The sequence below is a fragment of the Neisseria sicca genome, from assembly GCF_003044565.1.
In the GTDB taxonomy this organism is placed as follows: Bacteria; Pseudomonadota; Gammaproteobacteria; order Burkholderiales; family Neisseriaceae; genus Neisseria; species Neisseria sicca_A.
In genome coordinates, this window is the sequence record NZ_POXG01000005.1 from 105970 (window position 1) to 129635 (window position 23666).

23 protein-coding genes and 2 pseudogenes are annotated in these 23666 nt (G+C 54.4%); 14 read left to right on the forward strand and 11 right to left on the reverse strand.

Annotation, left to right across the window (positions count from 1 at the left end):
* Positions 1 to 63: 63 nt before the first annotated feature.
* Positions 64 to 1632, reverse strand: a complete 1569-nt coding sequence (gene msrAB / locus DBZ16_RS10690) for a bifunctional peptide-methionine (S)-S-oxide reductase MsrA/peptide-methionine (R)-S-oxide reductase MsrB (RefSeq protein ID WP_107813982.1) — start codon at positions 1630 to 1632, stop codon at positions 64 to 66.
* Positions 1633 to 1943: 311 nt separating this feature from the next.
* Here msrAB and aldA point away from each other — a divergent pair, with 311 nt between their 5' ends.
* Positions 1944 to 3386, forward strand: a complete 1443-nt coding sequence (gene aldA, locus DBZ16_RS10700; RefSeq protein WP_003760973.1) for an aldehyde dehydrogenase — start codon at positions 1944 to 1946, stop codon at positions 3384 to 3386.
* Between the two features lie 99 nt (positions 3387 to 3485).
* On the opposite strand, the gene DBZ16_RS10705 is transcribed toward aldA, so the two are convergent.
* Positions 3486 to 4424 (reverse strand): ABC transporter ATP-binding protein, encoded by a 939-nt coding sequence (locus DBZ16_RS10705; RefSeq protein ID WP_107813983.1) that lies wholly within the window; start codon positions 4422 to 4424, stop codon positions 3486 to 3488.
* Positions 4425 to 4490: 66 nt separating this feature from the next.
* Complete coding sequence (locus DBZ16_RS10710) at positions 4491 to 5369, reverse strand: NUDIX hydrolase (RefSeq protein ID WP_107813984.1); 879 nt, start codon at positions 5367 to 5369, stop codon at positions 4491 to 4493.
* Positions 5370 to 5528: 159 nt separating this feature from the next.
* Here DBZ16_RS10710 and DBZ16_RS10715 point away from each other — a divergent pair, with 159 nt between their 5' ends.
* The 5 genes from DBZ16_RS10715 to DBZ16_RS10745 all read left to right on the forward strand — a co-directional run bounded on the left by DBZ16_RS10715 (position 5529) and on the right by DBZ16_RS10745 (position 8986).
* Complete coding sequence (locus DBZ16_RS10715; protein WP_107813985.1) at positions 5529 to 6125, forward strand: beta-class carbonic anhydrase; 597 nt, start codon at positions 5529 to 5531, stop codon at positions 6123 to 6125.
* A gap of 55 nt (positions 6126 to 6180) precedes the next feature.
* Positions 6181 to 6792: a nicotinate-nucleotide adenylyltransferase gene (nadD, locus tag DBZ16_RS10720; protein ID WP_107813986.1), complete on the forward strand. Its 612-nt coding sequence runs from the start codon at positions 6181 to 6183 to the stop codon at positions 6790 to 6792.
* A gap of 67 nt (positions 6793 to 6859) precedes the next feature.
* Positions 6860 to 7246 (forward strand): ribosome silencing factor, encoded by a 387-nt coding sequence (gene rsfS, locus DBZ16_RS10725; RefSeq protein WP_039410466.1) that lies wholly within the window; start codon positions 6860 to 6862, stop codon positions 7244 to 7246.
* A 352-nt stretch (positions 7247 to 7598) separates the two neighbouring features.
* Positions 7599 to 8069, forward strand: coding sequence for a 23S rRNA (pseudouridine(1915)-N(3))-methyltransferase RlmH (gene rlmH / locus DBZ16_RS10735; protein WP_009312525.1), 471 nt, complete (start codon positions 7599 to 7601; stop codon positions 8067 to 8069).
* A 464-nt stretch (positions 8070 to 8533) separates the two neighbouring features.
* Positions 8534 to 8986, forward strand: a complete 453-nt coding sequence (locus DBZ16_RS10745) for a type IV pilin protein (protein ID WP_107813988.1) — start codon at positions 8534 to 8536, stop codon at positions 8984 to 8986.
* A gap of 75 nt (positions 8987 to 9061) precedes the next feature.
* On the opposite strand, the gene DBZ16_RS10750 is transcribed toward DBZ16_RS10745, so the two are convergent.
* Positions 9062 to 9667, reverse strand: coding sequence for a nitroreductase family protein (locus DBZ16_RS10750; protein WP_107813989.1), 606 nt, complete (start codon positions 9665 to 9667; stop codon positions 9062 to 9064).
* Between the two features lie 96 nt (positions 9668 to 9763).
* Positions 9764 to 10165 (reverse strand): DoxX family protein, encoded by a 402-nt coding sequence (locus DBZ16_RS10755; protein ID WP_107813990.1) that lies wholly within the window; start codon positions 10163 to 10165, stop codon positions 9764 to 9766.
* A 122-nt stretch (positions 10166 to 10287) separates the two neighbouring features.
* On the opposite strand from DBZ16_RS10755, the gene DBZ16_RS10760 reads away from it, so the two are divergent.
* Positions 10288 to 11184 (forward strand): LysR family transcriptional regulator, encoded by an 897-nt coding sequence (locus DBZ16_RS10760; RefSeq protein WP_107813991.1) that lies wholly within the window; start codon positions 10288 to 10290, stop codon positions 11182 to 11184.
* Positions 11185 to 11413: 229 nt separating this feature from the next.
* On the opposite strand, the gene DBZ16_RS10765 is transcribed toward DBZ16_RS10760, so the two are convergent.
* From DBZ16_RS10765 to DBZ16_RS10785, 4 genes are all read right to left on the reverse strand, one after another.
* Positions 11414 to 11845, reverse strand: a complete 432-nt coding sequence (locus tag DBZ16_RS10765; protein WP_107813992.1) for a plastocyanin/azurin family copper-binding protein — start codon at positions 11843 to 11845, stop codon at positions 11414 to 11416.
* Positions 11846 to 12011: 166 nt separating this feature from the next.
* A complete protein-coding gene (locus DBZ16_RS10770) occupies positions 12012 to 12779 on the reverse strand; it encodes an ABC transporter ATP-binding protein (protein WP_070655426.1) in 768 nt (255 codons plus the stop codon).
* Between the two features lie 10 nt (positions 12780 to 12789).
* On the reverse strand, positions 12790 to 13836 hold the full coding sequence (locus DBZ16_RS10775; protein WP_107813993.1) for a FecCD family ABC transporter permease: 1047 nt from the start codon (positions 13834 to 13836) through the stop codon (positions 12790 to 12792).
* A gap of 804 nt (positions 13837 to 14640) precedes the next feature.
* A complete protein-coding gene (locus DBZ16_RS10785) occupies positions 14641 to 15756 on the reverse strand; it encodes an ABC transporter substrate-binding protein (protein WP_107813995.1) in 1116 nt (371 codons plus the stop codon).
* A 259-nt stretch (positions 15757 to 16015) separates the two neighbouring features.
* On the opposite strand from DBZ16_RS10785, the gene DBZ16_RS10790 reads away from it, so the two are divergent.
* The 4 genes and pseudogenes from DBZ16_RS10790 to DBZ16_RS10805 form a co-directional block, all read left to right on the forward strand.
* Complete coding sequence (locus DBZ16_RS10790; protein ID WP_107813996.1) at positions 16016 to 16846, forward strand: ATP-grasp domain-containing protein; 831 nt, start codon at positions 16016 to 16018, stop codon at positions 16844 to 16846.
* A gap of 93 nt (positions 16847 to 16939) precedes the next feature.
* On the forward strand, positions 16940 to 17290 hold the full coding sequence (locus tag DBZ16_RS10795; RefSeq protein WP_240600356.1) for a helix-turn-helix domain-containing protein: 351 nt from the start codon (positions 16940 to 16942) through the stop codon (positions 17288 to 17290).
* Complete coding sequence (locus DBZ16_RS10800) at positions 17194 to 17601, forward strand: IS3 family transposase (protein WP_107813997.1); 408 nt, start codon at positions 17194 to 17196, stop codon at positions 17599 to 17601. Before DBZ16_RS10795 ends, DBZ16_RS10800 begins: the two co-directional genes overlap by 97 nt.
* Before the next feature lie 12 nt (positions 17602 to 17613).
* A pseudogene (locus tag DBZ16_RS10805) lies at positions 17614 to 18090 on the forward strand (IS3 family transposase); the annotation flags it as partial.
* Between the two features lie 94 nt (positions 18091 to 18184).
* Here the strand turns inward: DBZ16_RS10805 and DBZ16_RS16735 are convergent.
* Positions 18185 to 18379 (reverse strand): annotated as a pseudogene (locus DBZ16_RS16735) (IS5/IS1182 family transposase); the annotation flags it as partial.
* A 492-nt stretch (positions 18380 to 18871) separates the two neighbouring features.
* Between DBZ16_RS16735 and DBZ16_RS10820 the strand changes: the two are divergent.
* Positions 18872 to 19540 carry a phosphatase PAP2 family protein gene (locus tag DBZ16_RS10820; RefSeq protein ID WP_107813999.1) on the forward strand — a complete coding sequence of 223 codons (669 nt, stop codon included), beginning with the start codon at positions 18872 to 18874 and terminating at the stop codon, positions 19538 to 19540.
* Positions 19533 to 20501, forward strand: a complete 969-nt coding sequence (locus tag DBZ16_RS10825) for a YheT family hydrolase (RefSeq protein ID WP_107814000.1) — start codon at positions 19533 to 19535, stop codon at positions 20499 to 20501. Before DBZ16_RS10820 ends, DBZ16_RS10825 begins: the two co-directional genes overlap by 8 nt.
* 124 nt (positions 20502 to 20625) lie before the next feature.
* Here the strand turns inward: DBZ16_RS10825 and ppk2 are convergent, their stop codons facing one another.
* Positions 20626 to 21555, reverse strand: a complete 930-nt coding sequence (gene ppk2 / locus DBZ16_RS10830) for a polyphosphate kinase 2 (protein WP_003766403.1) — start codon at positions 21553 to 21555, stop codon at positions 20626 to 20628.
* A gap of 166 nt (positions 21556 to 21721) precedes the next feature.
* Here ppk2 and DBZ16_RS10835 point away from each other — a divergent pair, with 166 nt between their 5' ends.
* Positions 21722 to 23626, forward strand: a complete 1905-nt coding sequence (locus DBZ16_RS10835) for a bifunctional chorismate-binding protein/class IV aminotransferase (RefSeq protein WP_107814001.1) — start codon at positions 21722 to 21724, stop codon at positions 23624 to 23626.
* The last annotated feature ends 40 nt before the right edge of the window (positions 23627 to 23666 follow it).

Sequence of the window (23666 nt, forward strand, 5' to 3'; positions counted from 1 at the left end):
GGTAAAAAGGTCGTCTGAAAACTGATTTTTGTTTTTCAGACGACCTTTCGTGTTATCGCATCTTTATTTCACTTTGCCTTTCAACGCGCCGTAGCCTGCCGCGTCCATTTGTTCCAACGGGATGAATTTCAAGCTTGCGCCGTTGATGCAGTAGCGCAGTCCGCCTTTGTCCTGCGGGCCGTCGGCGAAGACGTGTCCCAAGTGCGAATCGGCGGCATGGCTGCGCACTTCGGTACGGCGCATGTTGTAAGTGAAATCGTCGTGTTCGGTAACGGCGGCGGCGTTAATCGGGCGGGTGAAGCTCGGCCAGCCGCAGCCGGAATCGAATTTGTCGGCGGAGCTGAACAGGGGTTCGCCGCTGACGACGTCCACATAAATTCCGGGTTTGAACAGATGGTCGTATTCGTGGCTGAAGGCGTATTCGGTCGCGCTTTTTTGGGTAACTTGGTATTGCTCTTCGGTCAGGATGCGTTTGAGTTCGGCATCGCTAGGTTTTTTATACGTTGCCGCGTCGAAGCCTTTGCCTTGCGGGGCGGCTTTGCTTTTGCCCGGCAGCGGTTCGTCGGCTTTGCGGATGTCGATGTGGCAGTAGCCGTTGGGGTTTTTAATCAGGTAGTCCTGATGGTATTCCTCGGCGTCGTAGAAGTTTTTCAGCGGCTCGTTTTCGACGACGAGGGGCTGCTTGTATTTTTGCTGCTCGCGTTTGAGGGCGGCGGCAATGACGGCTTTTTCGGCGGGGTCGGTGTAGTACACGCCGCTGCGGTATTGCGTGCCGGTGTCGTTGCCTTGTTTGTTGAGGCTGGTCGGGTCAACGACGCGGAAATAGTATTGCAGGATGTCGTCGAGGCTGAGTTTGTCGGCATCGTAGGTGACTTTGACGGTCTCGGCATGGCCCGTGTCGCGGTAGGATACGTCTTCGTAGCTCGGGTTTTGCGTTTTACCGTTGGCGTAGCCGGATACGGCGTCAACCACGCCGTCTATGCGTTGGAAATAGGCTTCCAAGCCCCAGAAGCAGCCGCCCGCGAGATAGATGGTGCGCGTGTTCATGATTTTTGAATCCTTTTTCTGTGTGTCGGGTTTGTAGAACGCGTTTTTCAGACGGCCTAAATCGGCATTCGGGTCGCGGATTAACGCCAATGCCTGCGCTTCGTTGATGCTGCCTTTGACGATGCGCTGTACGTCGCCGTCTTTACCGATTAACGCCCACGAAGGGTAAACGCTGATATTCAGGCTTTGGGCGATGGTGCCGCCGTTGTCGGTAACCACGGGCAGCTTGGGATAGTTCAAACCGGCATACCATTTCTGGAAGTCGCCGTCTTTTTTCTCGTGCAGAAAGCCCGGAGACGCGACGGTAATCAGGTTGGCGGAGCTGAACCGCTTGTCCTGCGCCCATTTCTCGGTCTGCCCCAATTCGGACAAACACAAAGGACACCAGCTCGCCCAGAATTTAATCAGGGTCGGTTTGTCTTTTTTCAAGTAAACACTGGCGGGGCGGTTGTCCGCGGTTTTTAAAGTAGACAAAGTGTGCGGCACGGTCGCGGCTTCAGCATCGGCGATTTTGGGCGAACAGGCGCCCAGCGCAAACAGACAGCCGAACTTGGCGCAAAGGGAAAAGAAGGTACGGGGTTTCATCTCTATGTTTCCTGTGTGGACAGTTTGTATGATTAGACGTTGGGGATGCCCAAACCTTACAGCCTTGCACATAAAAAAGCAAAAGGTCGTCTGAAAACAAACGCCCATATTATAGTGGCTTAAATTTAAATCAGGACAAGGCGACGAAGCCGCAGACAGTACAGATAGTACGGCAAGGCGAGGCAACGCCGTACTGGTTTAAAGTTAATCCACTATATTAAATTTGCATTTTCAAACGGCATTTTTATTGCAGCGGCGGCATAAAAGGCATACACTGACTACACGCGACTACAACAACAGGAGAACTTGAAATGAAACAATTGGCCATGTACATCAACGGACGCTTTGAAAACGATTTCAACGGCGAATGGCGCGACGTATTGAACCCTTCCACCGAAGAGGCCATCGCCCGCGAACCCAAAGGCGGCAAAGCGGACGTTGACCGTGCCGTAGCGGCGGCGCGTGCGGCGCAACCGGCATGGGAGCGGCTGCCTGCGGTCGAACGCGGCGCGTATTTGCGCAAAATCGCCCAAGGCATACGCGAACGCGCCGACGAGCTGACCGACACCATCGTTGCCGAAGGCGGCAAAACCAAAGACTTGGCGCGCGTAGAAGTCATGTTCACCGCCGACTATCTCGATTACCAAGCCGAATGGGCGCGCCGTTATGAAGGCGAAATCATCCAAAGCGACCGCCCGCGCGAAAATATTTTATTGTTCAAACGTCCGCTGGGCGTCGTGGCAGGCATCCTGCCGTGGAACTTCCCCTTCTTCCTGATTGCCCGCAAAATGGGCCCCGCTTTGGTCACGGGCAACACCATCGTCGTCAAACCCAGCAGCGTGACCCCGATCAACTGCCACATCTTCGCCGAAATCGTCGATGCGGTCGGACTGCCCGCAGGCGTGTTCAACGTGGTGAACGGTCCCGGCGCGGAAATCGGCAATGCCTTGTCCGCCCATCCGCAAGTCGATATGGTCAGCCTGACCGGCTCCGTCGAAGCAGGCCGCCAAGTGATGGAAGCCGCTTCCGCCAACATCACCAAAGTCTCGCTGGAACTCGGCGGCAAAGCACCTGCCATCGTTTTGAAAGACGCGGATTTGGACTTGGCAGTGAAATCCATCTTGGCTTCGCGCGTCGGCAACACCGGTCAAATCTGCAACTGCGCCGAGCGCGTCTATGTTCACAGCAGCCTGAAAGACGCGTTCATTGAAAAAATGACCGCCGCCATGAAAGGCGTGCGCTACGGCAACCCTGCCGAAGCCGAAGCAGGCGCACTGGAAATGGGTCCGCTGATTGAAGAGCGCGCCGTCAAAGCCGTTGCCGAAAAAGTGGAACGCGCCGTCAAACAAGGTGCGACGCTGGTCTGCGGCGGCAAACGCGCCGAAGGACGCGGCTACTTCTTCGAACCGACCCTGCTGACCGACACCGACAACAACATGGACATCATGAAAGAAGAAACCTTCGGCCCCGTCCTGCCTGTTTCCACTTTCGACACGCTCGACCAAGTCATCGCCTTGGCAAACGACTGCGAATTCGGTTTGACCAGCTCCGTTTACACCACCAACCTGAACGAAGCCTTCTACGTCACCCGCCGCCTGCAATTCGGAGAAACCTACATCAACCGCGAAAACTTCGAAGCCATGCAGGGCTTCCATGCGGGCTGGAAAAAATCCGGTATCGGCGGTGCGGACGGCAAACACGGTTTGGAAGAATATCTGCAAACCCAAGTCGTTTATCTGGAAACCAATATTTGATAACGCCTTGATGTGTTGACATAAAAGGTCGTCTGAAAATTTTCAGACGACCTTTTTTGATTTGCCTAATGTGTCAACAGACAGGCGGGACACAAAACATCATCGAGATGGTTTAAACCAAACGATTTGTCCTTTATCGATATGTATCGGCACGGTATCGCCGGCGGGCAAGTGTTCGGCGGGCAGCAGGGTGGTCAGTTCGCTGTATTCGGGATGGGCGAAAGTCAGGCGCAGGCTGTCGGGCAGGGGGGTGAGGGACAGGATGCGGCAGGGTGTACCTTGCGGGTCGGGGCGGATGGCGTGCGTAGGGATGTGGCGCGCATCGTTTGTGTTGGGCAGCCCGAGCAGGCGGGCGGCTTGGGCGTTGGCGGGGCGGCGGAAGAGTTCGGCGGGCGTGCCGTATTGGAGGATGCGCCCTTCGTGCATGAGGGCGATACGGTCTGCCAGCGCGGCGGCTTCTTCGGGGGAGTGGGTCACGAGGACGGCGGGGATGTTTTGACGGCGGATGCTCTCGTCGGTCAGGCGGTAAAGGTTGTGGCGCAGGTGGGTGTCGAGGCTGGAGAAGGCTTCGTCCAAGAGGAGCAGGGACGGTTTGATAATCAGGGCGCGGGCGAGGGCGAGACGTTGCTGTTCGCCGCCGGAGAGGCTGCCGGGTTTGCGGCGGGCTTCGTTTTCCAAACCGATGTCGCGCAGCGCCTGCATGGTTTGTGCTTCGATTTCGGCTTTGGGCAGGCGGCGCATTTTGAGTCCGAAACCGACGTTTTCTTGGGCGGTCAGGTGCGGGAACAGGGCGTAGTCTTGAAACATCAGCGAGACGTTGCGCTTTTCGGGCGGGACGGCGGTGATGTTCTGCCCGTCCAGCCAGACTTCGCCGCTGTCGGGTTTGACGATGCCTGCGATGATTTTGAGCAGGGTGGATTTGCCGCAGCCGGAGCGTCCGAGGACGGCGAGGGTTTCGCCTGCGGACACGGTCAGGCTGATGCGGTCGGCGACGGTTTTGCTGTCGAAGCGTTTGCAGATGTCGGTAAGTCGGAGCATAGGTTTCAGACGACCTTTTGGGGAATCGGGGAAGGAAAACGGCGGGGTTTTGTTTATTGGTTTCGTTCAGCGGCGAATGCTGTCCAGCCAAAGGCTTAGCGAATGTTGCCTGTCGAGCGCGCCGTAGCGTTTGAGGGCTTCGAGGGTAACGAGCTGGGCATCGTGCATCATGGTTTGGGACAACATGGTTTCGACAAGTTGCGAAACGTTCATCAATTCAAACCCTGCGACTTCGCCGTCTTGGTTTTCGGGGCGGACGGTTTCGGGCAGGACGATGTCGAAGATGTGCAGGATTTCGTTGTGGATACCGCGCGATACGGGGCGCAGGCTGTGGATTCGGGCGGCGGCTCGGAGGTTGTCGAGGGCGGGCGGCATCAGTCCGGCTTCTTCTTCGCTTTCGCGGCAGACCGCTTCAAACGGGGTTTCGCCGCTGGCAATGCCGCCGCCGACGAGGTTGTCGAGTTTGTTGGGATCGACGGCTTTGTGCGGGCTGCGGCGGCCTATCCAAAAATGCCAGCCGCCGTCGGTTTGCACCAGTCCGTTGAGGTGGACGGCTTGGCTCATGAGTCCGAACGGGCGGAAGGCGGCGCGTTCCAACGCAAAAAGAACTTTGCCCGCGTCGTCGCACACGTCAAACTTTTCGTCGCGCCAGCCGTGCAGCAGTCCGAGGCTTTTCCATTCGTTCGCCAAGTGCTGCAAACTGTCGCCCATCGCCAGCCAGTTGTCCGTTTGCAGGTAGAGGTCGTCTGAAACTTCAGAAAACCCTTCCTGCCAGTCTTGTTTGATCCGTTCGCGCCAAAACGGATTCAGACGACCCAACGCCAGCCCGTTCAGATAGAGCGCGTTCCAGTCGTCTGCCGCACCGTAACTTGCCCGCGCCCAATCGTAGAGCGCGTCGTGGGTGCGGCGGTCGAGCGTTTCGGAAAAACAAGGGCGCGAAGACATGACTGTTCCTCAATCCAATCAATACATAAACATAAGCGGATTGTATCCGCTCCGCCTCAATTTGCAACCAACTCTATCCACAAGCAGGCGGCGCACGCTGCAAAGCCAAACCGCCCGAAAACCGCTATAATCGTCCCATTCTGTCGGAGGTCCAACACCATGAGCGAATTGAGCGAAATTCTCGCCTATAACCAAAATTTTGTCGAATCGGGCGAATACGAAAAATATTTCACTGACAAATATCCCGGCCGCGAACTCGCCATCCTGTCCTGCATGGACGCGCGCATCATCGAGCTGCTGCCCAACGCGCTCGGACTGAAAAACGGCGACGCCAAGCTCATTAAAAACGCCGGCGCAGTCGTTACCCATCCTTGGGGGTCGGTCATGCGCAGCCTTTTGGTCGCCGTGTTCGAACTCAAAGTCAAAGAAATCATGGTCATCGCCCACCACGACTGCGGCATGAAGGGGCTGAACGCCGCCGGTTTCCTTGAAAAAGTACACGAAAGCGACATTCCCGACGACCGCATCGAAACCCTGCGCAACGCCGGCATCGACCTCGACAACTGGCTGACCGGTTTCGACAATGTAGAAGACAGCGTCCGCCACACCGTCAAAGTCATCCGCAACCACCCACTCATGCCCGCCGACATCGCCGTCCACGGACTCGTCATCCATCCGACCACTGGCAAACTCACCCTGGTCGTTGACGGCAGCCCCGAAGCAGAAAGCCTTTCAGACGACCCCGCCAACCCATAAACCCGACAGGTCGTCTGAAACCCAAACAGAGCGCACCCTACACCCAAGGACACCCATGAAAAACATCGGACTTTTCGGCGGCACCTTCGACCCCATCCACAACGGCCACCTCCACATCGCCCGCGCCTTCGCCGACGAAATCGGACTCGACACCGTCGTCTTCCTGCCCGCAGGCGACCCCTACCACAAAGACCCGTCCCGCGCCTCCGCCCAAGACCGCCTCATCATGACCGAACTCGCCATTGCCGACGACCCCCGCTTCGCCGCCAGCGACTGCGACATCGTCCGCGACGGCGCAACGTACACCTTCGACACCGTCCAAATCTTCCGCCAGCAATTCCCCGACGCCCAACTTTGGTGGCTCATGGGCAGCGACAGCCTCATGAAACTGCACACTTGGAAAAAATGGCAGACCCTCGTGCGCCAAACCCACATCGCCGTCGCCATGCGCCAAGGCGACAACCTCAACCAAACCCCGCGCGAACTCCACGCCTGGCTGGGCGAAGCCCTCCAAAACGGCAGCGTCCGCATCCTCAACGCCCCCCTGCACAACACCTCCTCCACCCAAATCCGCCAAACCCTCCAAAGTGGCAGACTTTCAGACGACCTCCCGCCCCAAGTTGCCCGCTACATCCGCGAACACAAACTGTACCAAATCGGAAAATAGCGTAAATTCATACAGATAAGTTATAATACCGTACAAACCCCATTTCATTCCCACCATTAGGAAAACAATGAACGAACAAGAATTGCAAGACCTGCAAAAAATGGTCGAAACCGCCGTTGAAGCTCTCGAAGACATCAAAGCCAAAGACATCTCCGTCCTCGAAACCCAAGAAAAAACCTCACTGTTCGCCCGCATGATCATCGCCAGCGGCGATAGCACCCGCCAAGTCAAAGCCCTCGCCAACAACGTTGCCGTCAGCCTCAAAGAAGCAGGCTTCGAAATCCTCAGCACCGAAGGCGACAGCGGCGAATGGACGCTCGTTGACGCAGGCGACCTCGTCGTCCACGTCATGCTGCCCGCCGTCCGCGACTTCTACGACATCGACACCCTTTGGGGCGGCGAAAAACCCAGCTTCCACGCCGGCGCGCAAAAACCCTGGCACGCCGCCGACTAAGCAGCCATCCCAAGCCGTCTGTGTACACAGACGGCTTTATTGCGCACGCCGAATCCCATCTTTGCCCAAACCAACGTTTTTCAGACGACCCCTTGACTGAACAATATAGTGGATTAACAAAAATCAGAACAAGGCGACGAAGCCGCAGACAGTACAAATAGTATGGAACCGATTCACTTGGTGCTTCAGCACCTTAGAGAATCGTTCTCTTTGAGCTAAGGCGAGGCAACGCCGTACTGGTTTAAATTTAATCCACTATAACAATATCGGCTTCAAGAATCCCGTTTCACCATCATTCAAACCAAAAGGTCGTCTGAAACCTTTCAGACGACCCATCCGACCAAGGAAACCCATGAACATCACCGTCCTCGCCGTCGGCACCAAAATGCCCCGCTGGGTGGACGAAGCCGTCGGCGAATACGCCAAACGCTTCGGACGCGACGTCGCCTACACCCTCAAAGAAATCAAACCCGAAAAACGCGGCGCAGGCGTCAACGCCGCACAAGGCATGGCGGCGGAAGAAAAACGCATCCTCGAAGCCATCCCGCAAGGCGCGTTCCTCATCGTCCTCGACGAACGCGGCAAAGCCCCGACCTCCGTCGAGCTGGCGGAACACCTCAAAAGCTGGCAGCAAAACGGCGAACACGTCTGCTTCGTCATCGGCGGCGCCGACGGCATGACCGACCGCCTCAAACAACAAGCCCGCATGATGATGCGCCTCTCCAGCCTCACCCTACCGCACGGCATGGTGCGCGTCCTTCTGACCGAACAGCTCTACCGCGCCGTCTCCATTCTCCACAACCATCCCTACCACCGCGAATAATATAGTGGATTAAATTTAAACCAGGACGGCGTTACCTCGCCTTAGCTCAAAGAGAACGATTCTCTAAGGTGCTGAAGCACCAAGTGAATCGGTTCCGTACTATCTTGTACTGTCTGCGGCTTCGTCGCCTTGTCCTGATTTTTGTTAATCCACTATAAAAGCCGTACCCGCAGGTAGGCTTCGTGTGTCCACCGCATAAATCGGGCGCAGGCGTGCCTGTTGCGAATTCAATACATTGAGAAATAATAAGCTAGGAAATATTTAGATATTGTTTGAATACCTGTCATAAGGACGATAAGATACCAACCTCATTTGATAAGGGATTGATTCAGAAACCGTTCTGGCTTGCCGTAGGCAACCACGCCGTATGGTTTTGAAGTGAGCCAAGATAAAACATCAATCCCCATTTTTATCTCACAACAATAAACATCAAATATTCGGTTTATGTTTCGAAAGGGGGCAGAATGAAGGAAATTCAGCGGGGATTTTCTTTGTCTCAATTGGTTTTCACCATCATGATGGTAGGGATTTTGGCGGCGATTGCTTATCCGTCTTACCAAAAATACGTCGCAGATACCAAGTTGCAGGAAGTGCGGGCCGCCATGCTGGAAAACGCCCAATTTCTGGAGCGTTTTTATCAAAAAAACGGAAGTTTCAAACAAAGTTCCACCCAATGGCCGGATTTGCCGATTAAGGAAATCGGCGATTTTTGCATCAAAGTGCAAGGCGACGCCAAAGGCACGCCGGACGGGCGGTTTACCCTCAAGGCAGTGGCGCGGTCGGATCAAAATCCCAAGGTATTGAAGGTCAACGAAAGCTTTGTCACGGTATCGTGTGAAACGACCGACAGCACCTGCGAAGACAAAACGCAGCATTTCGCCAATACGGACAAATCATGCAAAATATTTGATTCTTGAGGCATATCGATAACAAAAAGGTCGTCTGAAACCGAAGATTGGTTTTCAGACGACCTTTTTCTGTTTGACGGGCAATTATGCGCCGAACACTTTCAAACGGTTTTCCACAGGTTCGAAGGCTTTTTCACCGGCAGGCGCTTCGATGCCGCCGATGACCATTTGTGCGCGCAAGAGCCAGCTTTCGGGCAGGTTCCATTCTTTGGCGATGGCGGCGTCGGGCAGCGGGTTGTAGTGTTGCAGGTTCGCGCCCACGCCGGCGGCGGCAAGTGTTGTCCAGAGGGCGTATTGCATCATCGCGTTGGCATGGTCCGCCCAAACGGGGAAGTTGGCAGCATAAGAAGGGAACTGCTCTTGCAGGCCTTTGACGACGTTTTGGTCTTCGAAGAACAAAATGGTCGCCGCGCCTGCTTTGAACAGGTTTAATTTTTGCGCGGTCGGCTCGAATTGTTCGGCTGGCACGATGGCGCGCAATGCGTCTTCGACGAATTGCCACACTTTGCCGTGTTCTTCGCCGAAGAGGACGACGACGCGGGTGGATTGCGAGTTGAAGGAAGAAGGCGTGTGCAAAACAGCGTGTTTGACGATTTCGCTGATTTCTTCGTTGCTGATAGGCAGGTTTTTGTTCAGCGCGTAAATGGAACGGCGGGTTTCGGCCGCTTGTTGCAAGGTTTGATAAGTCATGTTGTTTTTCCTTTGATTGATGTTTAATCGGTTGGCGGGTTTAGAAATCTATTCGTAAAACCCGCTTTGCTTGTTTTCAGACGACCTTTGGGTACATCAGGCTTTGTCTTTGCCAATCAGGTTGTCCAATGCCAATAAGCCGCCGCCGGCTGCTGCGAGATAGAGGAACACGAAGCAGAACAAGACTGCCGATTCGCCGCCGTTAGCAAGCGGGAACAGCACCGAACCTTTGGCAGCGTGTGCCATAAAGTAGGCAGCCGCCATCTGACCGGACAGGACGAAGGCGGTAGGACGGGTAAACATTCCGAGAATCAGCATGATGCCGCCGACGACTTCCAAAATACCCGCCACCAGCATCAAGCCTTCGGGCGAGCCGCTACCCATGGCGGTCGGGAAACCGAAGAATTTCGCCGTGCCGTGCAAGAGAAAGAGATAGGCAGTTACGATACGCAATACGGACAATAAAATAGGTTGGATACGGGTGCAGGTTGCAGACATGGCATACTCCTAATCAAAATGCAAGAACGAAATGAAAACTAATCTTATCTGGGTAGTATAGATAATTACTGCCAGTAGATATATACTGCTTTTATTGACACAACGTTTCCCCAAAAGAAAACATGGATACCCTGTTCAGCCTCAAAGTTTTCCGCCAAGTCGTCCAAAGCGGCAGCTTCACCCGCGCCGCCGAGCAGCTCGATATTTCCACTGCAATGGCGAGCAAACACGTCAGCCATCTGGAAAATTCGATTAAAGCCAAGCTGCTGCACCGCAACAGCCGCAACCTCCACCTGACCGAAGCGGGCGAAGAATACTACCGCCAATGCAGCTACGCGCTCGATACGCTCGACACCGCCGCGCAAAAGGCGGCAGGCGGGGCGGATACGCCGCAGGGTATGTTACGCGTGACCATGCCGCTTTGGTTCGCGGGCAACTTAATCAGCAACTGGCTGGCGGAATACCGCGAACGCTATCCCGAAGTCACGCTCGATTTGGTACTCGACAACCGCCACGTCGATTTGATTGCCGAAGGCTTCGACCTCGCCTTGCGCGTCTCAAAAACCCTGTCTCCGTCGCTTATTGTCAAGCCGCTGGCACAAATCCAATTCGTCCTGCTCGCCTCGCCCGACTATCTGGCGAAACACGGCACGCCGCAAACGCCCGAAGAAACCATGCGCCATCCCGCCATCCTGCCGTCCTACACCGACCAACGCAATTTGGAAATCACACATCAAAAAACGGGCGAAAAAAGCATTCTGACGCTCAATCCGGTGGTTCTAAGCGACAACACGCTGATGATCCGCGAATTGGTCAGGGCGGGCGCGGGCATCGCCTATCAACCGCTGTGGTCGGTCAGACAGGATTTGGCGGAAGGCAGACTGGTCAGCCTGCTGCCGGACTATCGGGTGCGGACCGATCAATTAAACGCAGTCTATGTGGACAGGGCGTTCTTAAGCGCGAAGGTGCGCAGTTTTATCGATTTTCTGAACGAGAAGATTTCGGCGGATGGGCAATAAGGTCATCGTCCAAAACTATAGTGGATTACCTTTAAACCAGTACGGCGTTGCCTTGCCTTAGCTCAAAGAGAACGATTCTCTAAGGTGCTGAAGCGCCAAGTGAATCGGTTCCGTACTATCTGTACTGTCTGCGGCTTCGTCGCCTTGTCCTGATTTTTGTTAATCCACTATAAAAAGGTCGTCTGAAAACGGAAAACGGTTTCAGACGACCTTTTGTTTGTGCGGCGGTTTATTTGACCTGCTGCATGTATTTTTTCAGACGGCCTTTGCTCTGCATGGCACGGTTTTCCAGTTCGTCCACAACAGCTTGCGCTTTGGCTTTGTTCACCGGTTTGCCGACCTGAATCACGCCGCTCATGTTCATCATGCGGTGCGGCGGGCAGGTGTAGACGTACACGCCTTCTTTGTCGAGTTTGAGGGTGAAGTCTTTGCCGTCTTCGGACAGGAAGTCGGCAACGCCGTCGGGCAGGGCTTTGCTTTGCACCCAGTGGCCTTTGTTGGCGGCTTTGAAGGTTACGGTGTCGCCGACTTTGGCATTGACGTAGCCGGGTTCGAACACCATGCTGTCGTCTTTGCCGTTGTCGAGCATTTTGACTTCGTGGTTGGCGGCGTATGCGCCGAGGGAGGCGGTCAGCATGAGGAGGAAGAGGGATTTTTTCATGGGGGAGTCCTTTCTAAGGATAAAAAATATGGGGCGGGCTGATGAGTCGAAGAGGCAAGCCTTGGGCTTACCGCCCTCTCCCTAACCCTCTCCCGCAGGAGAGGGGATCAGTTGCAGGGAGATCGCAGGCCGGATGCTCAAATCCGACATTTCAGGAGCGGTTAAGTTACGCACTCTGCCGCATCGGGCGGATAACGGGCAGGCCTTTGCTGTCGTATAAAAGTTCGATGTCCACTTTGTACAGCCTGCCTATCATGTCTGCCTGCAACACGTCCTGCGGCGCGCCCTGAGCCTGTACTTTGCCTTCTCCGAGCAGAATCACGCCGTCTGAAAACTGCGCGGCGAGGCTCAAATCGTGCAACACCATCAGCGTAACCAGATTGTGTTCGTGCGTGTATTGCACCACGCGCTCCAAGAGGTTCAACTGGTGGTGCATATCCAGCGCGCTGACCGGTTCGTCCAGCATCAGGATTTCGGGGCGGCGCAGCATGACTTGGGCAAACATCACGAGCTGCCGCTGTCCGCCGGAAAGCCGCATGACGTCGCGGTGCGCCAGATGGCCGATGCCCAGCTCCGCCATGATACTTGCGGCTTCGTGCAGCAGTTCGTCGCCGACATGCATGTGCAGCGCGTCCATGCGGCCGAGCAACACGACTTCCAGCGCGGTCAGCGAGGCTTCGGCGGCGGTGTCCTGCGGCATATAGCCTATGCGTTTGCGCCAGCTTTGCAGGTGGATTTTGCTCAACACTTCGTCGCCGTAGCGGATGGTGCCTTTGTGCGCCACTTCGCCGAAAATCGTTTTCATCAGCGAGGATTTGCCCGTACCGTTCGGGCCGAGCACGGAATAGACTTTGCCTTGTTCCAGCGTCAAATCGATACTGTCGGCGACCACATAATCGCCGCGCCGGATATGGACGTTTTCAAGTTTCAACATTTCAGACGACCTACCGTTTCGTTAACACAATCCAGAAGAAGAACGGCACGCCGACAAACGACGTAACGATGCCCACCGGAAACAGCGCGCCGGGGATAATCACCTTGGACAACACGCTCGCCACCGATAAAAACGCCGCCCCCGCCAGCATCGCGCCGGGCAGGAAGAAACGTTGGTCTTCGCCCAAAAGAATCCGCGCCACATGCGGTGCGACTAGTCCGATAAAGCCGATGACGCCGACAAAACTGATGGCCGTTGCCGTCATAATGGCCACCAACACCAGCGTTTTTAGGCGTAAAAGTTGCAGATTGATGCCCAGCCCGACGGCGCGTTCTTCGCCCAAACGCAGCGCGGTCAGCTTCCACACGTCGCGCGAAAGCAGAATCACGCATACCGCCGTAACCGCCGCCGTAACCGCGACAGTCTCCCAAGTCGCCTTGGTCAGGCTGCCGAACAGCCAAAACAGAATCTGCTGCGAAATCTCAGGCGCGGCGATAAACTGAATCAGCGACAGAATCGACTGAAACAGAAACAAAAGCGCAATCCCCACCAACACCAGCATCGCCGAGTTGAAGCGGCGCGCCGAAGCAAACAGAAACAAGATGCCCGAAGCCAGCATGGTCATCACAAACGCCCCGATGGGAACGGCAACCGTTTCAGGCAGCCCGAAACCGCCGAACGCAATCACCACCGACGCACCCAAACCCGCCGCCGCCGCCAAACCCAGCGTATAAGGGCTGGCCATCGGATTGTTCAACAGCGTCTGAATCTCCGCCCCGCCGACACCCAAAGCCGCACCGACCACCAGCGCCATCACCGCAATCGGCAGGCGCAAATCCATCACAATCAGGCGGTTCATCTCGTCTGTTTCGGGTTTGCCCAGCAAAACATTGACCACTTCGCCGACAGGCAGCGTGTCCGTCATCGCCGGACCGGTAGCGATGTCGAATAGAAAACTGACCACCGCGATGATTAAAAACATCAAAACAATTAACCAACGCTTGCCTTCCAACTTGCGCTGGTTTTTCACAATCTCGGCGACAACCGAATCATTCATGTTTTAAACCTCTGAAATTAAGTAACAAGGTCGGACATTCATGCCCGACCATCTCTTTTGTCTGTATCCGTTTTGAAAGGGTGTTTTTTGAAAATCGGGATAACGGCGTTCCAAACGGCTTTGCCCTCTCCCTAGCCCTCTCCCACGGGGAGAGGGAACAAATTGCAGGGAATCACAACAATAGTCGGACTTCAGTTATCTGATCCCCTCTCCCCGTGGGAGAGGGCTAGGGAGAGGGCAAAACAGTCAAACCCACCTGAAGCTCTCTGTTCGGTACGACGGGCAGTCGTAACGTGGGCTTTGCCCACGAAAACAGGAACCCCCATACCGCTTGCCATCATTTCCGTAAACATTACCCGTGGGCAAAGCCCACGCTACTTTCAGACGACCTTCCGCATAAAAAGGTCGTCTGAAACCCGCAAGCCCGCCTTACTGACTTTTCGGATACAGATACAATCAACCTCTTACATCGATACAGCTTATTACCAGCCGTCATTCCCGCGCAGGCGGGAATCCATCGAAAATTTTAAGAAACGGGTATTTAGAAACAGTTACCAAAATTCAAAAATGGATTCCCGCCTGCGCGGGAATGACGGCTGACAGAAGAACTGTATCAAAAACCAAGTGAACCGCAGTCGTAGCATGGGCTTCGCTCACGAAAACATGGAACCCCCCATACTGTTCGCCATCATTTCCGCAAACATCACCCGTAGGCAAAGCCCACGCTACGGTTCTGTACAAAACCCACGCTGCTTTCAGACGACCTTTCGCATAAAAAGGTCGTCTGAAACCCAGAAGCCCGCCTTACTGCCCTTTCGGATACAGGTAAAACGTACCATTTGGTACAACAGGCAGGTTTTGGCGGTAGAAGTCGGTATAAGTTTTCTCAGGATTGAAGTCTTTGAACAACTGCGGATAAATCGCTTTGGCCATAAATTGAATTGATGCGCCGTCGGAAAGCGTGCGCGAATTGGCGTGATAGGCGGCGTAGAGGCGGTTGTTCTTAATCGCAGGCAGGTTGGCCCAGCCGGCGCGTTTGGCAAAGCCTGCCAAGCGTTTTTCCGCTTCCGCTTTCGGAATGCTCCAGCCCATGACCATGGCGGTAGGACTTTTCTTCAATTCGGTTTCGCGGCCGGTAATCACGATCACGTCGGGTTTGGCTGCGAGGACTTTTTCAGGATTGATCGGGCCGTAGAATTCGACCAAAGAAGCGGCGATATTGTTGCCGCCAACCAGTGTCACCATCGGACCCCACATGCTTTTGCCGAAGGTAAAACTGTGTTCGGCAGGGCCTTTGTTGCCGAATTCGACATACACTTTAGGCTTGGGCAGGTTGGCTTTTTTCACGCGCGCTTGGATGGTGTCGGCGATGCGTTTGTAGTCCGCCGCCAGCTTGTCGGCCTTTTGCTGTTGGCCGGTCAGCGTGCCGATAAGTTTGGTTGATTGGATGTGTTTGGCGACCGTTTGCGCGTTGTAATCCAACACCACAATCGGAATGCCCGCTTTGTTGATGCGGGCAAGGTCGGAACCCAGAGCTTTGTACTGCCAGTCTGCCAGAATCAGCAAATCGGGTTTCAATGCCAAGACTTTTTCAACGGAGAACGTGCCGACTTCCAACTCGCCCACATCGGCAAGCTGGTTCAACTTGGGCACGGCTTTGCTGAACGCCGCCCAGCTCGGCGGCGCCCAGTCGGACCAAACCGCTTTGGAGAAACCGACCACATTATTCAGAGCGTCCTTGCCGCCGATGGCCATGTAGTCTTGATAATAAAAGCCCAAAACCACGCGTTTGGCGGGCAGGTCGACGGTTACTTTGCGGCCGTTGACATCGGTAATTTGAACCGGTTTGGCATAAGCGGCGGCAGTGCCGAATGCCAATGCGGCGGCAAGGGCAAGGGAGGAGAAGCGCGAAAGTTTCATTAGAGTAAAATCCTTGTAATAAATAATGTTATATATAATTTATATATAAATAAGAATCTTTCTTATTTTTAATGCGAGCCTAATGGATTTAAAATAAACGGAAAAGTTCCGTTACTCAGGGAAGTTTTTATTGCAAGCGTGATGGTGTTTATTGTTCAAACAACGCCTGCCGTTTGCCCGATAAAAGGTCGTCTGAAATATCAAGCAAAGACATAACCCCTTGTCAATATTCTGTCATTTCATTTTTCGAAAGTCCGCCATGCTGACAATTACCACCTGCCTTACCTACCCCGAACCGCCATCCAACCTGCTGCCGTTGGCGGACGCGCTGACACGGGACGGCATACCCACCGCCTTCACACCCTGGCAAAACTGCCCGAAATCCGCCTTTATCCTGCCTTTGTGCGCATGGGATTATGCGGCGGAGCCTGAAGCGTTTGGGCAGTGGCTGACAGAAGCGGAAGCGGGCGGGCAAAGGTTTATCAACCCCGTCGGGCTGATGCGTTGGAACATGGACAAACGTTATTTGTGCGATTTGGCAGAATGGGGGGCGGACGTGATTCCGAGTGTGCAGACGTCATCTGAAAAAGAAGAATTGGAAGAAGTTTTAGAGAATCGGGGCTGGCGGGAAGCGGTCGTCAAACCCGTTATCGGGCAGAGCGGGCGCGGTGTGGCAAAAATCAGGGCAGGAGAAGTGTCGTTGAAGGCGGAGGATTATCCGCAAGGCGTCATCGTCCAGCCTTATATCCGCGAAATCGAAACGGCGGGCGAAACTTCGCTGGTGTTTTTTGACGGGCATTTCAGCCATGCCGTACTGCGTATGCCGTCCCAAGGCGAATGGCGCGCCAATTCCGCCTACGGAGTCGCCGTCAGCCCTGCCGCGCCGCCGGAAAAAGCAGTCGAAACCGCACGGCAGATATTGGCAATGCTGCCCCAAATACCGGCATACGCCCGCATAGACGGGACGCTGATTGGCGAAAGATTACTGCTCAACGAATTGGAACTGATCGAACCCGCCCTTTACCTGCATACCGCTGAAAACGCGGTTGCCCATATGGCGCAGGCGGTGAAGCGCGTTATCGCGGGTTGATGATAAAGAACCAATGCAAAAAAGGTCGTCTGAAAACTGAACTGCACCCCAAAAGTTGGACATCCCCTCCAACTCACAAGGTGCAGTTTTTTTATGAGCAAATATACATTACACTTCAAATACCAAGCCGTACTCCACTACCTGCATATACGCAGCCAACAGCGTACCGCAGACCACTACGGCATTTCCCGAACCCACCTGAGACGATGGATACGCGCCTATCAGGAAGGCGGTATCGGCGCACTCGAACATCCCCAATCCAAAACCATGACCGACCACCGCAAAAACCCCTTCATCGCCGACAAACCCGACCAAGAAAAAACACAGGCAGAACTTATCGAAGAGTTGTGCTATATGCGCGCAAAGGTTGCCTACCTAAAGGAGTTGAAAGCCCTCAGCCAAAAGCAGACCGCAAAGGACAAAGCCAAACCGTCCAAACACTGAGGGCGCAACACCCGCTCAAATACCTGCTGCACATCGCAAACCTGCCCAAAAGCAGCTTTTACTACTATCACCAAGACCGACCCGACCCCGACGCAGCCGACAAAGCCCTCCTCATCGAAACCTACCGGCGGCATAAAGGACGCTACGGGCAAAGGCGCATTGCCGCAGCATTGGGTTGGAACCACAAAAAAGCAGCTCGGCTGATGAAACAGATGGAACTGAAAGCCCTCATACGGGCGAAAAAAGCCTACCGCCATCCCGCCATGGGCGAAATATCGGAACACCTCCTCAAACGCCGGTTCAATGCCTGAAAACCCAACGAAAAATGGCTGACCGACGTGACCGAACTCAAAGGAAAGGACGGCAAACTGTACCTCTCGCCGATATTGGACCTGTTCAACCGCGAGATCGTCGCCTACGCCATGAGCCGCAGAGCCGACAGTGAAATGGTGAAGGAAATGCTCGAAAAAGCCGCACCCCGGCTGACTGATAAGGGAACGATGCTGCATTCCGACCAAGGTGTGCTATACCGTACGTCGGGATATAGGGAATTACTTGCCCAACATTCCATGGTTCAAAGCATGTCGCGAAAGGCGAATTGTTGGGACAATGCGCCGATGGAGAGTTTCTTTGCCGTGTTGAAGACGGAGTGTTTCTATAACGCAGGGGAATTGACGGTGGACGAATTGATGAAACAGATAGATGACTATATGGATTACTACAACCGGGAGCGTTGCAGTTTGAAATTGAAAAAGCTGAGTCCTGTCGCATACAGAACCCAGCTTGCACAGAGCGCCTGAATAGGCTTTTATGAGTGTCCAAGATTTGGGGGGCAGTTCAAACAAAGGTAGCGGGTTTAAACCGTGCTATGCTTGTTTTCAGACGACCTTTTTAGAATAGTGGATTAAATTTAAACCAGTACGGCGTTGCCTCGCCTTGTCGTACTATCTGTACTGTCTGCGGCTTCGTCGCCTTGTCCTGACTTAAATTTGATCCACTATAAAACCGACTGCGTTCGGCAGTCAACCTTTGATCGGCATTACAATTTAGGCTCCACCATCCAGACTGCGGCGAGTGTGACGATGGATGCCAAACTGATGATCATGATTAAATTTAAAAACAAAATTGACATATAGCCTCCGAAATGTTTGCTGTTGTGTTTATTATTGATACTGCCGTTCGGTATCATGGCGTACCGTAAGGCAGTTAGCGGCTTTACGCGGATACCCTTTTATAGTGAATTAACTTTAAATCAGTACGGCGTCGCCTCGCCTTAGCTCAAAGAGAACGATTCTCTAAGGTGCTGAAGCACCAAGTGAATCGGTTCCGTACTATCTGTACTGTCTGCGGCTTCGTCGCCTTGTCCTGATTTAAAGTTAATCCACTATATTGAACCGCTTTGCCGGGCGGGTAGAATAGCATTGTCAGAATAGTCACTTGGTGTATTTACCTAATTTATCAAAGAGAAAAAAGCAATAATTATCAACAATTAATAAAAAGAACTATCAATTTCGGATATTTTTTATCAAACATGGCTCATTAACAGGAAAACTTTTCTAAATCTCTATTTTTATTTGATTTATGCACAATTTTCATATCCGTTTCCGCCGCACGGCGCTCATAGCCGGTGTGGTATTTTTGCCTTTGGCGGTGTTGATTGCCTTCCATTTACACACGCACGGCGGTTTTGAATTTGAAGAGCCTCTGATGATGTGGGTTCACCATAACATCGGCGAAGGCTTTTTCCCTATTGCCACCGTTTTGCATTATTTGGGCAAAACTGCCATTGCCGTGCCTTTAATCGGCATCGCGGCTTGGTGGCTGTATCGGGTCGGCAACCGTCGCGGCGCATTGTTTTGCGTTTCTGCCGCCTTGATACCGACACTGAATATGTTGTTGATTAAAAATTGGTTTGAGCGTCCGCGACCGCTGTTTTGGCCGCGCATGATTGAAGAGACTAATTTTTCGTTTCCCAGCGGACACAGTACATTTTCCGCCGCCATTGCCGTCATGATGATTATGTTGTGCCGTGAGACGCCCTATCGGCGTGTTGCGTGGCTGATCGGCATCGCCTTTGCCCTGAGTACCGGTTTTTCGCGCGTTTATCTGGGCGTGCATTACCCGACCGACGTTTGGGCGGGCTGGACAAACGGCACGCTGACCGCGTTGTTGGTTTATTATTTCGTGTTCAGGGGCCGCTATCTTTCAGATGACCCTGCCGTCTCCCAAATATCTTCAGATTATGAATAACTTATCGCCCAATACGCCGTTTTGGCTGCGCAACGGCCACGCCGACACTATTTTCGCCAAATTCCTGCAACGCCCCTCCCCCGCTTACCGGCGCGAGTTGCTGCCCGACAGCACCGGCAAAGCACAAGTCGCCTACGATTTTGTCGACAGCCCCAATCCCGACGCGCCGCTGGTGGTTTTGTTTCACGGCTTGGAAGGCAGCAGCCAGAGCCATTACGCGGTCGAATTGATGCGCGCGGTACAAGACAAAGGCTGGAACGGCGTGGTCGCCCATTTCCGCAGTTGCGGCGGCATCCCCAATACCGCGCCCGTGTTCTACCATTTGGGCGATACGCCTGAAATCGCCTTTATGCTCGACACGCTTGCCGCACGTTATCCCGTCATTTATGCGGCAGGCGTTTCACTCGGCGGCAATGCCTTGGCAAAATATTTGGGCGAACAAGGCAGCAATGCGCTGCCCCGCGCCGCCGCCGTCATTTCCGCGCCGGTTGATGCGACGCTGGCGGGTACGCGCTTCGACAAAGGCATGTCGCGCCTGTTATACACCCGTTATTTTTTGAACTCGTTGCTGCCCAAAGCTCGCGACGTTGCCGATTTGCAGCATGTCCATTCCGACCGCGATACGGCTGCCCTGTTGAAGCAATGCAAAACGCTGGGCGACTTCGACGATACGTTTACCGCGCCGCTGCACGGTTTTGCCGACCGTTTCGACTATTACCGCCGCGCCTCGTGCAAACCGTGGCTCAAAACGGTCGCCAGTCCTTTGCTGCTGCTCAACGCCGTCAACGACCCCTTCCTGCCGCCCGAAGCCCTGCCGAATGCGGACGAAGTGTCTCCGTCCGTCACGCTTTTGCAGCCCGAACACGGCGGACACGTCGGCTTCGTCAGCCGCGACGGGGGTCGTCTGAATCTGCAATGGCTGCCGCAAACCGTATTGTCTTATTTCGCACAATTTGAATAATGTTCCCAAACGGCTGTCGGCGTAGCGTTGAGGCAAACGGTTGAAACAAACAAAAGGTCGTCTGAAAACCCGTATTTCAGGTTTTCAGACGACCTTTTTACAGCTTAAACGGCTGACCGCTCAATCAGTCGTGACCGATATCGACGGTTTTCTCTTTGTAGCGCGTATCGGGGACGAGGACGATTTTTTCGTCCACTTTGCCGATGGCTTTCACGTCTTTGCCCGGGTAGTCCAACTGATGCAGGAAGTAGCGGATACAGTTGAGGCGGGCGCGTTTTTTGTCGTCGGAGCGGATGATGACCCAAGGCGCGTCGCCGGTGTGGGTGTGGAAGAACATGGCGTTTTTGGCTTCGGTGTAGTCGTCCCAACGGTCGAGCGACTGGATGTCCACAGGGGAGAGTTTCCAGTGTTTCAGGGGATCGTCGCGGCGGGAGATGAAGCGGCGCAGTTGTTCTTCGCGGGATACGGAAAACCAGAATTTGAAGAGGTGGATGCCGCTGGCGACGAGCATGCGTTCCAATTCAGGGGTTTGGCGCATGAAGAGCAGGTATTCGTTGGGTTCGCAGAAGCCCATCACGCGCTCTACGCCGGCGCGGTTGTACCATGAGCGGTCGAAAAATACCATTTCGCCTGCGGTCGGCAGGTTTTGGATGTAGCGTTGGAAATACCATTGGCCGCGTTCGGTGGTGGTCGGTTTTTCCAGTGCGACAACGCGTGCGCCGCGCGGATTCAAATGTTCCATAAAGCGTTTGATGGTACCGCCCTTACCTGCGGCGTCGCGGCCTTCAAACAGGCTGACGATGCGCTGGCCGGAGTCTTTGACCCAGCTTTGCACTTTCAGCAATTCGATTTGCAGCTTTTGTTTTTCTTTTTCGTATGCGGCGCGGCGCATACGTTGCTTGTAGGGGTAATTGGCGGGAAGCGGCGCGCTGCCGGAATCTTCGTCCGTACCGCGTCCTTCGTGTTCCAAAACGGCTTTTTCGAAAACTTGCAACTGGTCTTGCTTTTCGCCCAATTCAACGTTTTCAAACGGTTCTAACTGATGATCTGCCATAGGGTCTCCTTATTGATTAAGTTTGAAATGATATGGTGTGGTATGGTTTGATTCTACTCCTTTGCTCCTCAGCGGACTACATAAAATTACACTGCTTCATTTTTTTCGGCGCGGTCTGCTAATTTGTGTAAAAACGGCGTATAATCAGGCTATTTGCACCACAGCCATGCCCTATTTCGCCCTGTTTGACGATGCCGTGAGCGGCCGCGCAAAACTCTATCAAAATCATGTGGAAAGCCGCCTTTTCCATCATAACGAACTGGATTCGCTAAACGATACGCTGCAAAAGGGCTGGCAAAAAGAGCTGCATGCTGTGTTGTTTGCAGACTACGAATTCGGTTTGCCGCTGATGGGGATGGCGTCCGAACGCGGCGGCAATCTTGCCCTGCACTGGTTTGCCGACTGCGCCGACACCGATGCCGAAAGCTGGCTTGCCCAAAATTCAGACGACCTCCCCGCCGGCATTTCCACGCCGCAATCCTCCGTATCCGAAGCCGATTATCTCGAGCATATCCGCCAAATCCACGAAGCCATCCGGCGCGGCGACACCTATCAAATCAACTACACCACCCGCCTGCACCTGCAAGCCTACGGTAATCCCGTCAGCCTCTACCGCCGCTTGCGCCAACCCGTCCCCTATGCCGTCTTGTCCCACCTGCCCGATGCGGAAGGGAAATCCGCGTGGACGCTGTGTTTCTCGCCCGAACTCTTCCTCAAAATCGGTGCGGACGGCACCATCAGCACCGAACCGATGAAAGGCACCGCGCCGATTTTGGGCGACGGGCAAGACGAACGCCGCGCCGCCGAGTTGCAAGCCGACCCGAAAAACCGCGCCGAAAACGTGATGATTGTCGATTTGCTGCGCAACGACCTCGGCAAAATCGCCCAAACCGGCAAAGTATGCGTGCCAGAGCCGTTTAAAGTATCGCGTTTCGGCAGCGTCTGGCAGATGACCAGCACCATCCAAGCCCAAGCCTTGCCGCACATTAGCGTCGCCGACATCCTCCGCGCCGCCTTCCCCTGCGGCAGCATCACCGGTGCGCCCAAACGCATGAGTATGCAGATTATCGAATCGCTCGAAGCCGAACCGCGCGGCCTCTACACCGGCAGCATCGGCTACCTGAAACCCTGCGCGGGCGGGCTGGGATTTGAAGGCATATTCAACGTCGTCATCCGCACCTTGCTGCTCAAACCCGCTTCAGACCCGATTTCAGACGACCTAGATAGTGGATTAACAAATCAGGACAAGGCGACGAAGCCGCAGACAGTACAGATAGTACGGCAAGGCGAGGCAACGCCGTACTGGTTTAAAGTTAATCCACTCTATCAAGGCGTGTACGGCGTCGGTTCCGGCATCGTCATCGACAGCGACCCCGCCGCCGAATATCGCGAATGCGGCTGGAAAGCCCGTTTCCTCAACGAATTGCGCCCCGCCTTCGGCATCTTCGAAACCATGCGCGTAGAAAACAGGCAATGCCGCTTGCTCGACCTGCATTTAGGTCGTCTGAAAACCTCCGCCCAAGCCCTCAACCTGCCCCTGCCCGAAGATTGCGAAACCCGAATCCGACAATACATCGCCAAACTGCCCGACGGCCTGTTCCGACTGAAAGCCGAACTCGTTTCAGACGACCTCATCCTCAGCCATGCCGCCACCGCCGAGCTGTCCGCCCCGCAGCGCGTCATCCCCGCCCCGCAACCCCTCCCGCGCCGCGACTACCTGCGCCACTTCAAAACCACCCGCCGCGCCCTGTACGACCAAGCGTGGCAAACCGCCGAAACACAAGGCGCGTTCGACAGCCTGTTCTTCAATTCAGACGACCTCCTGCTCGAAGGCGGCAGAAGCAACGTGTTCATCAAATACCAAGGGCAATGGCTCACCCCGTCTCTGGATTTGGACATCCTCAACGGCGTTATGCGCCAAGTCGTGTTGAAACAGCCGCAAACCTACTTGGGCGCGGACGCAGTCATCGAAACGCACATCACCCGCGACATGCTCGAGCGCGCAGAAAAAATCCGCCTCTCCAACGCCTTGAGGGGCGTGTTTGAGGCGGATTTGGTCGTTAAAGAATAAAATTATTTCCTGAAAACGGGTAAAGCCGACAGGCGGAGTA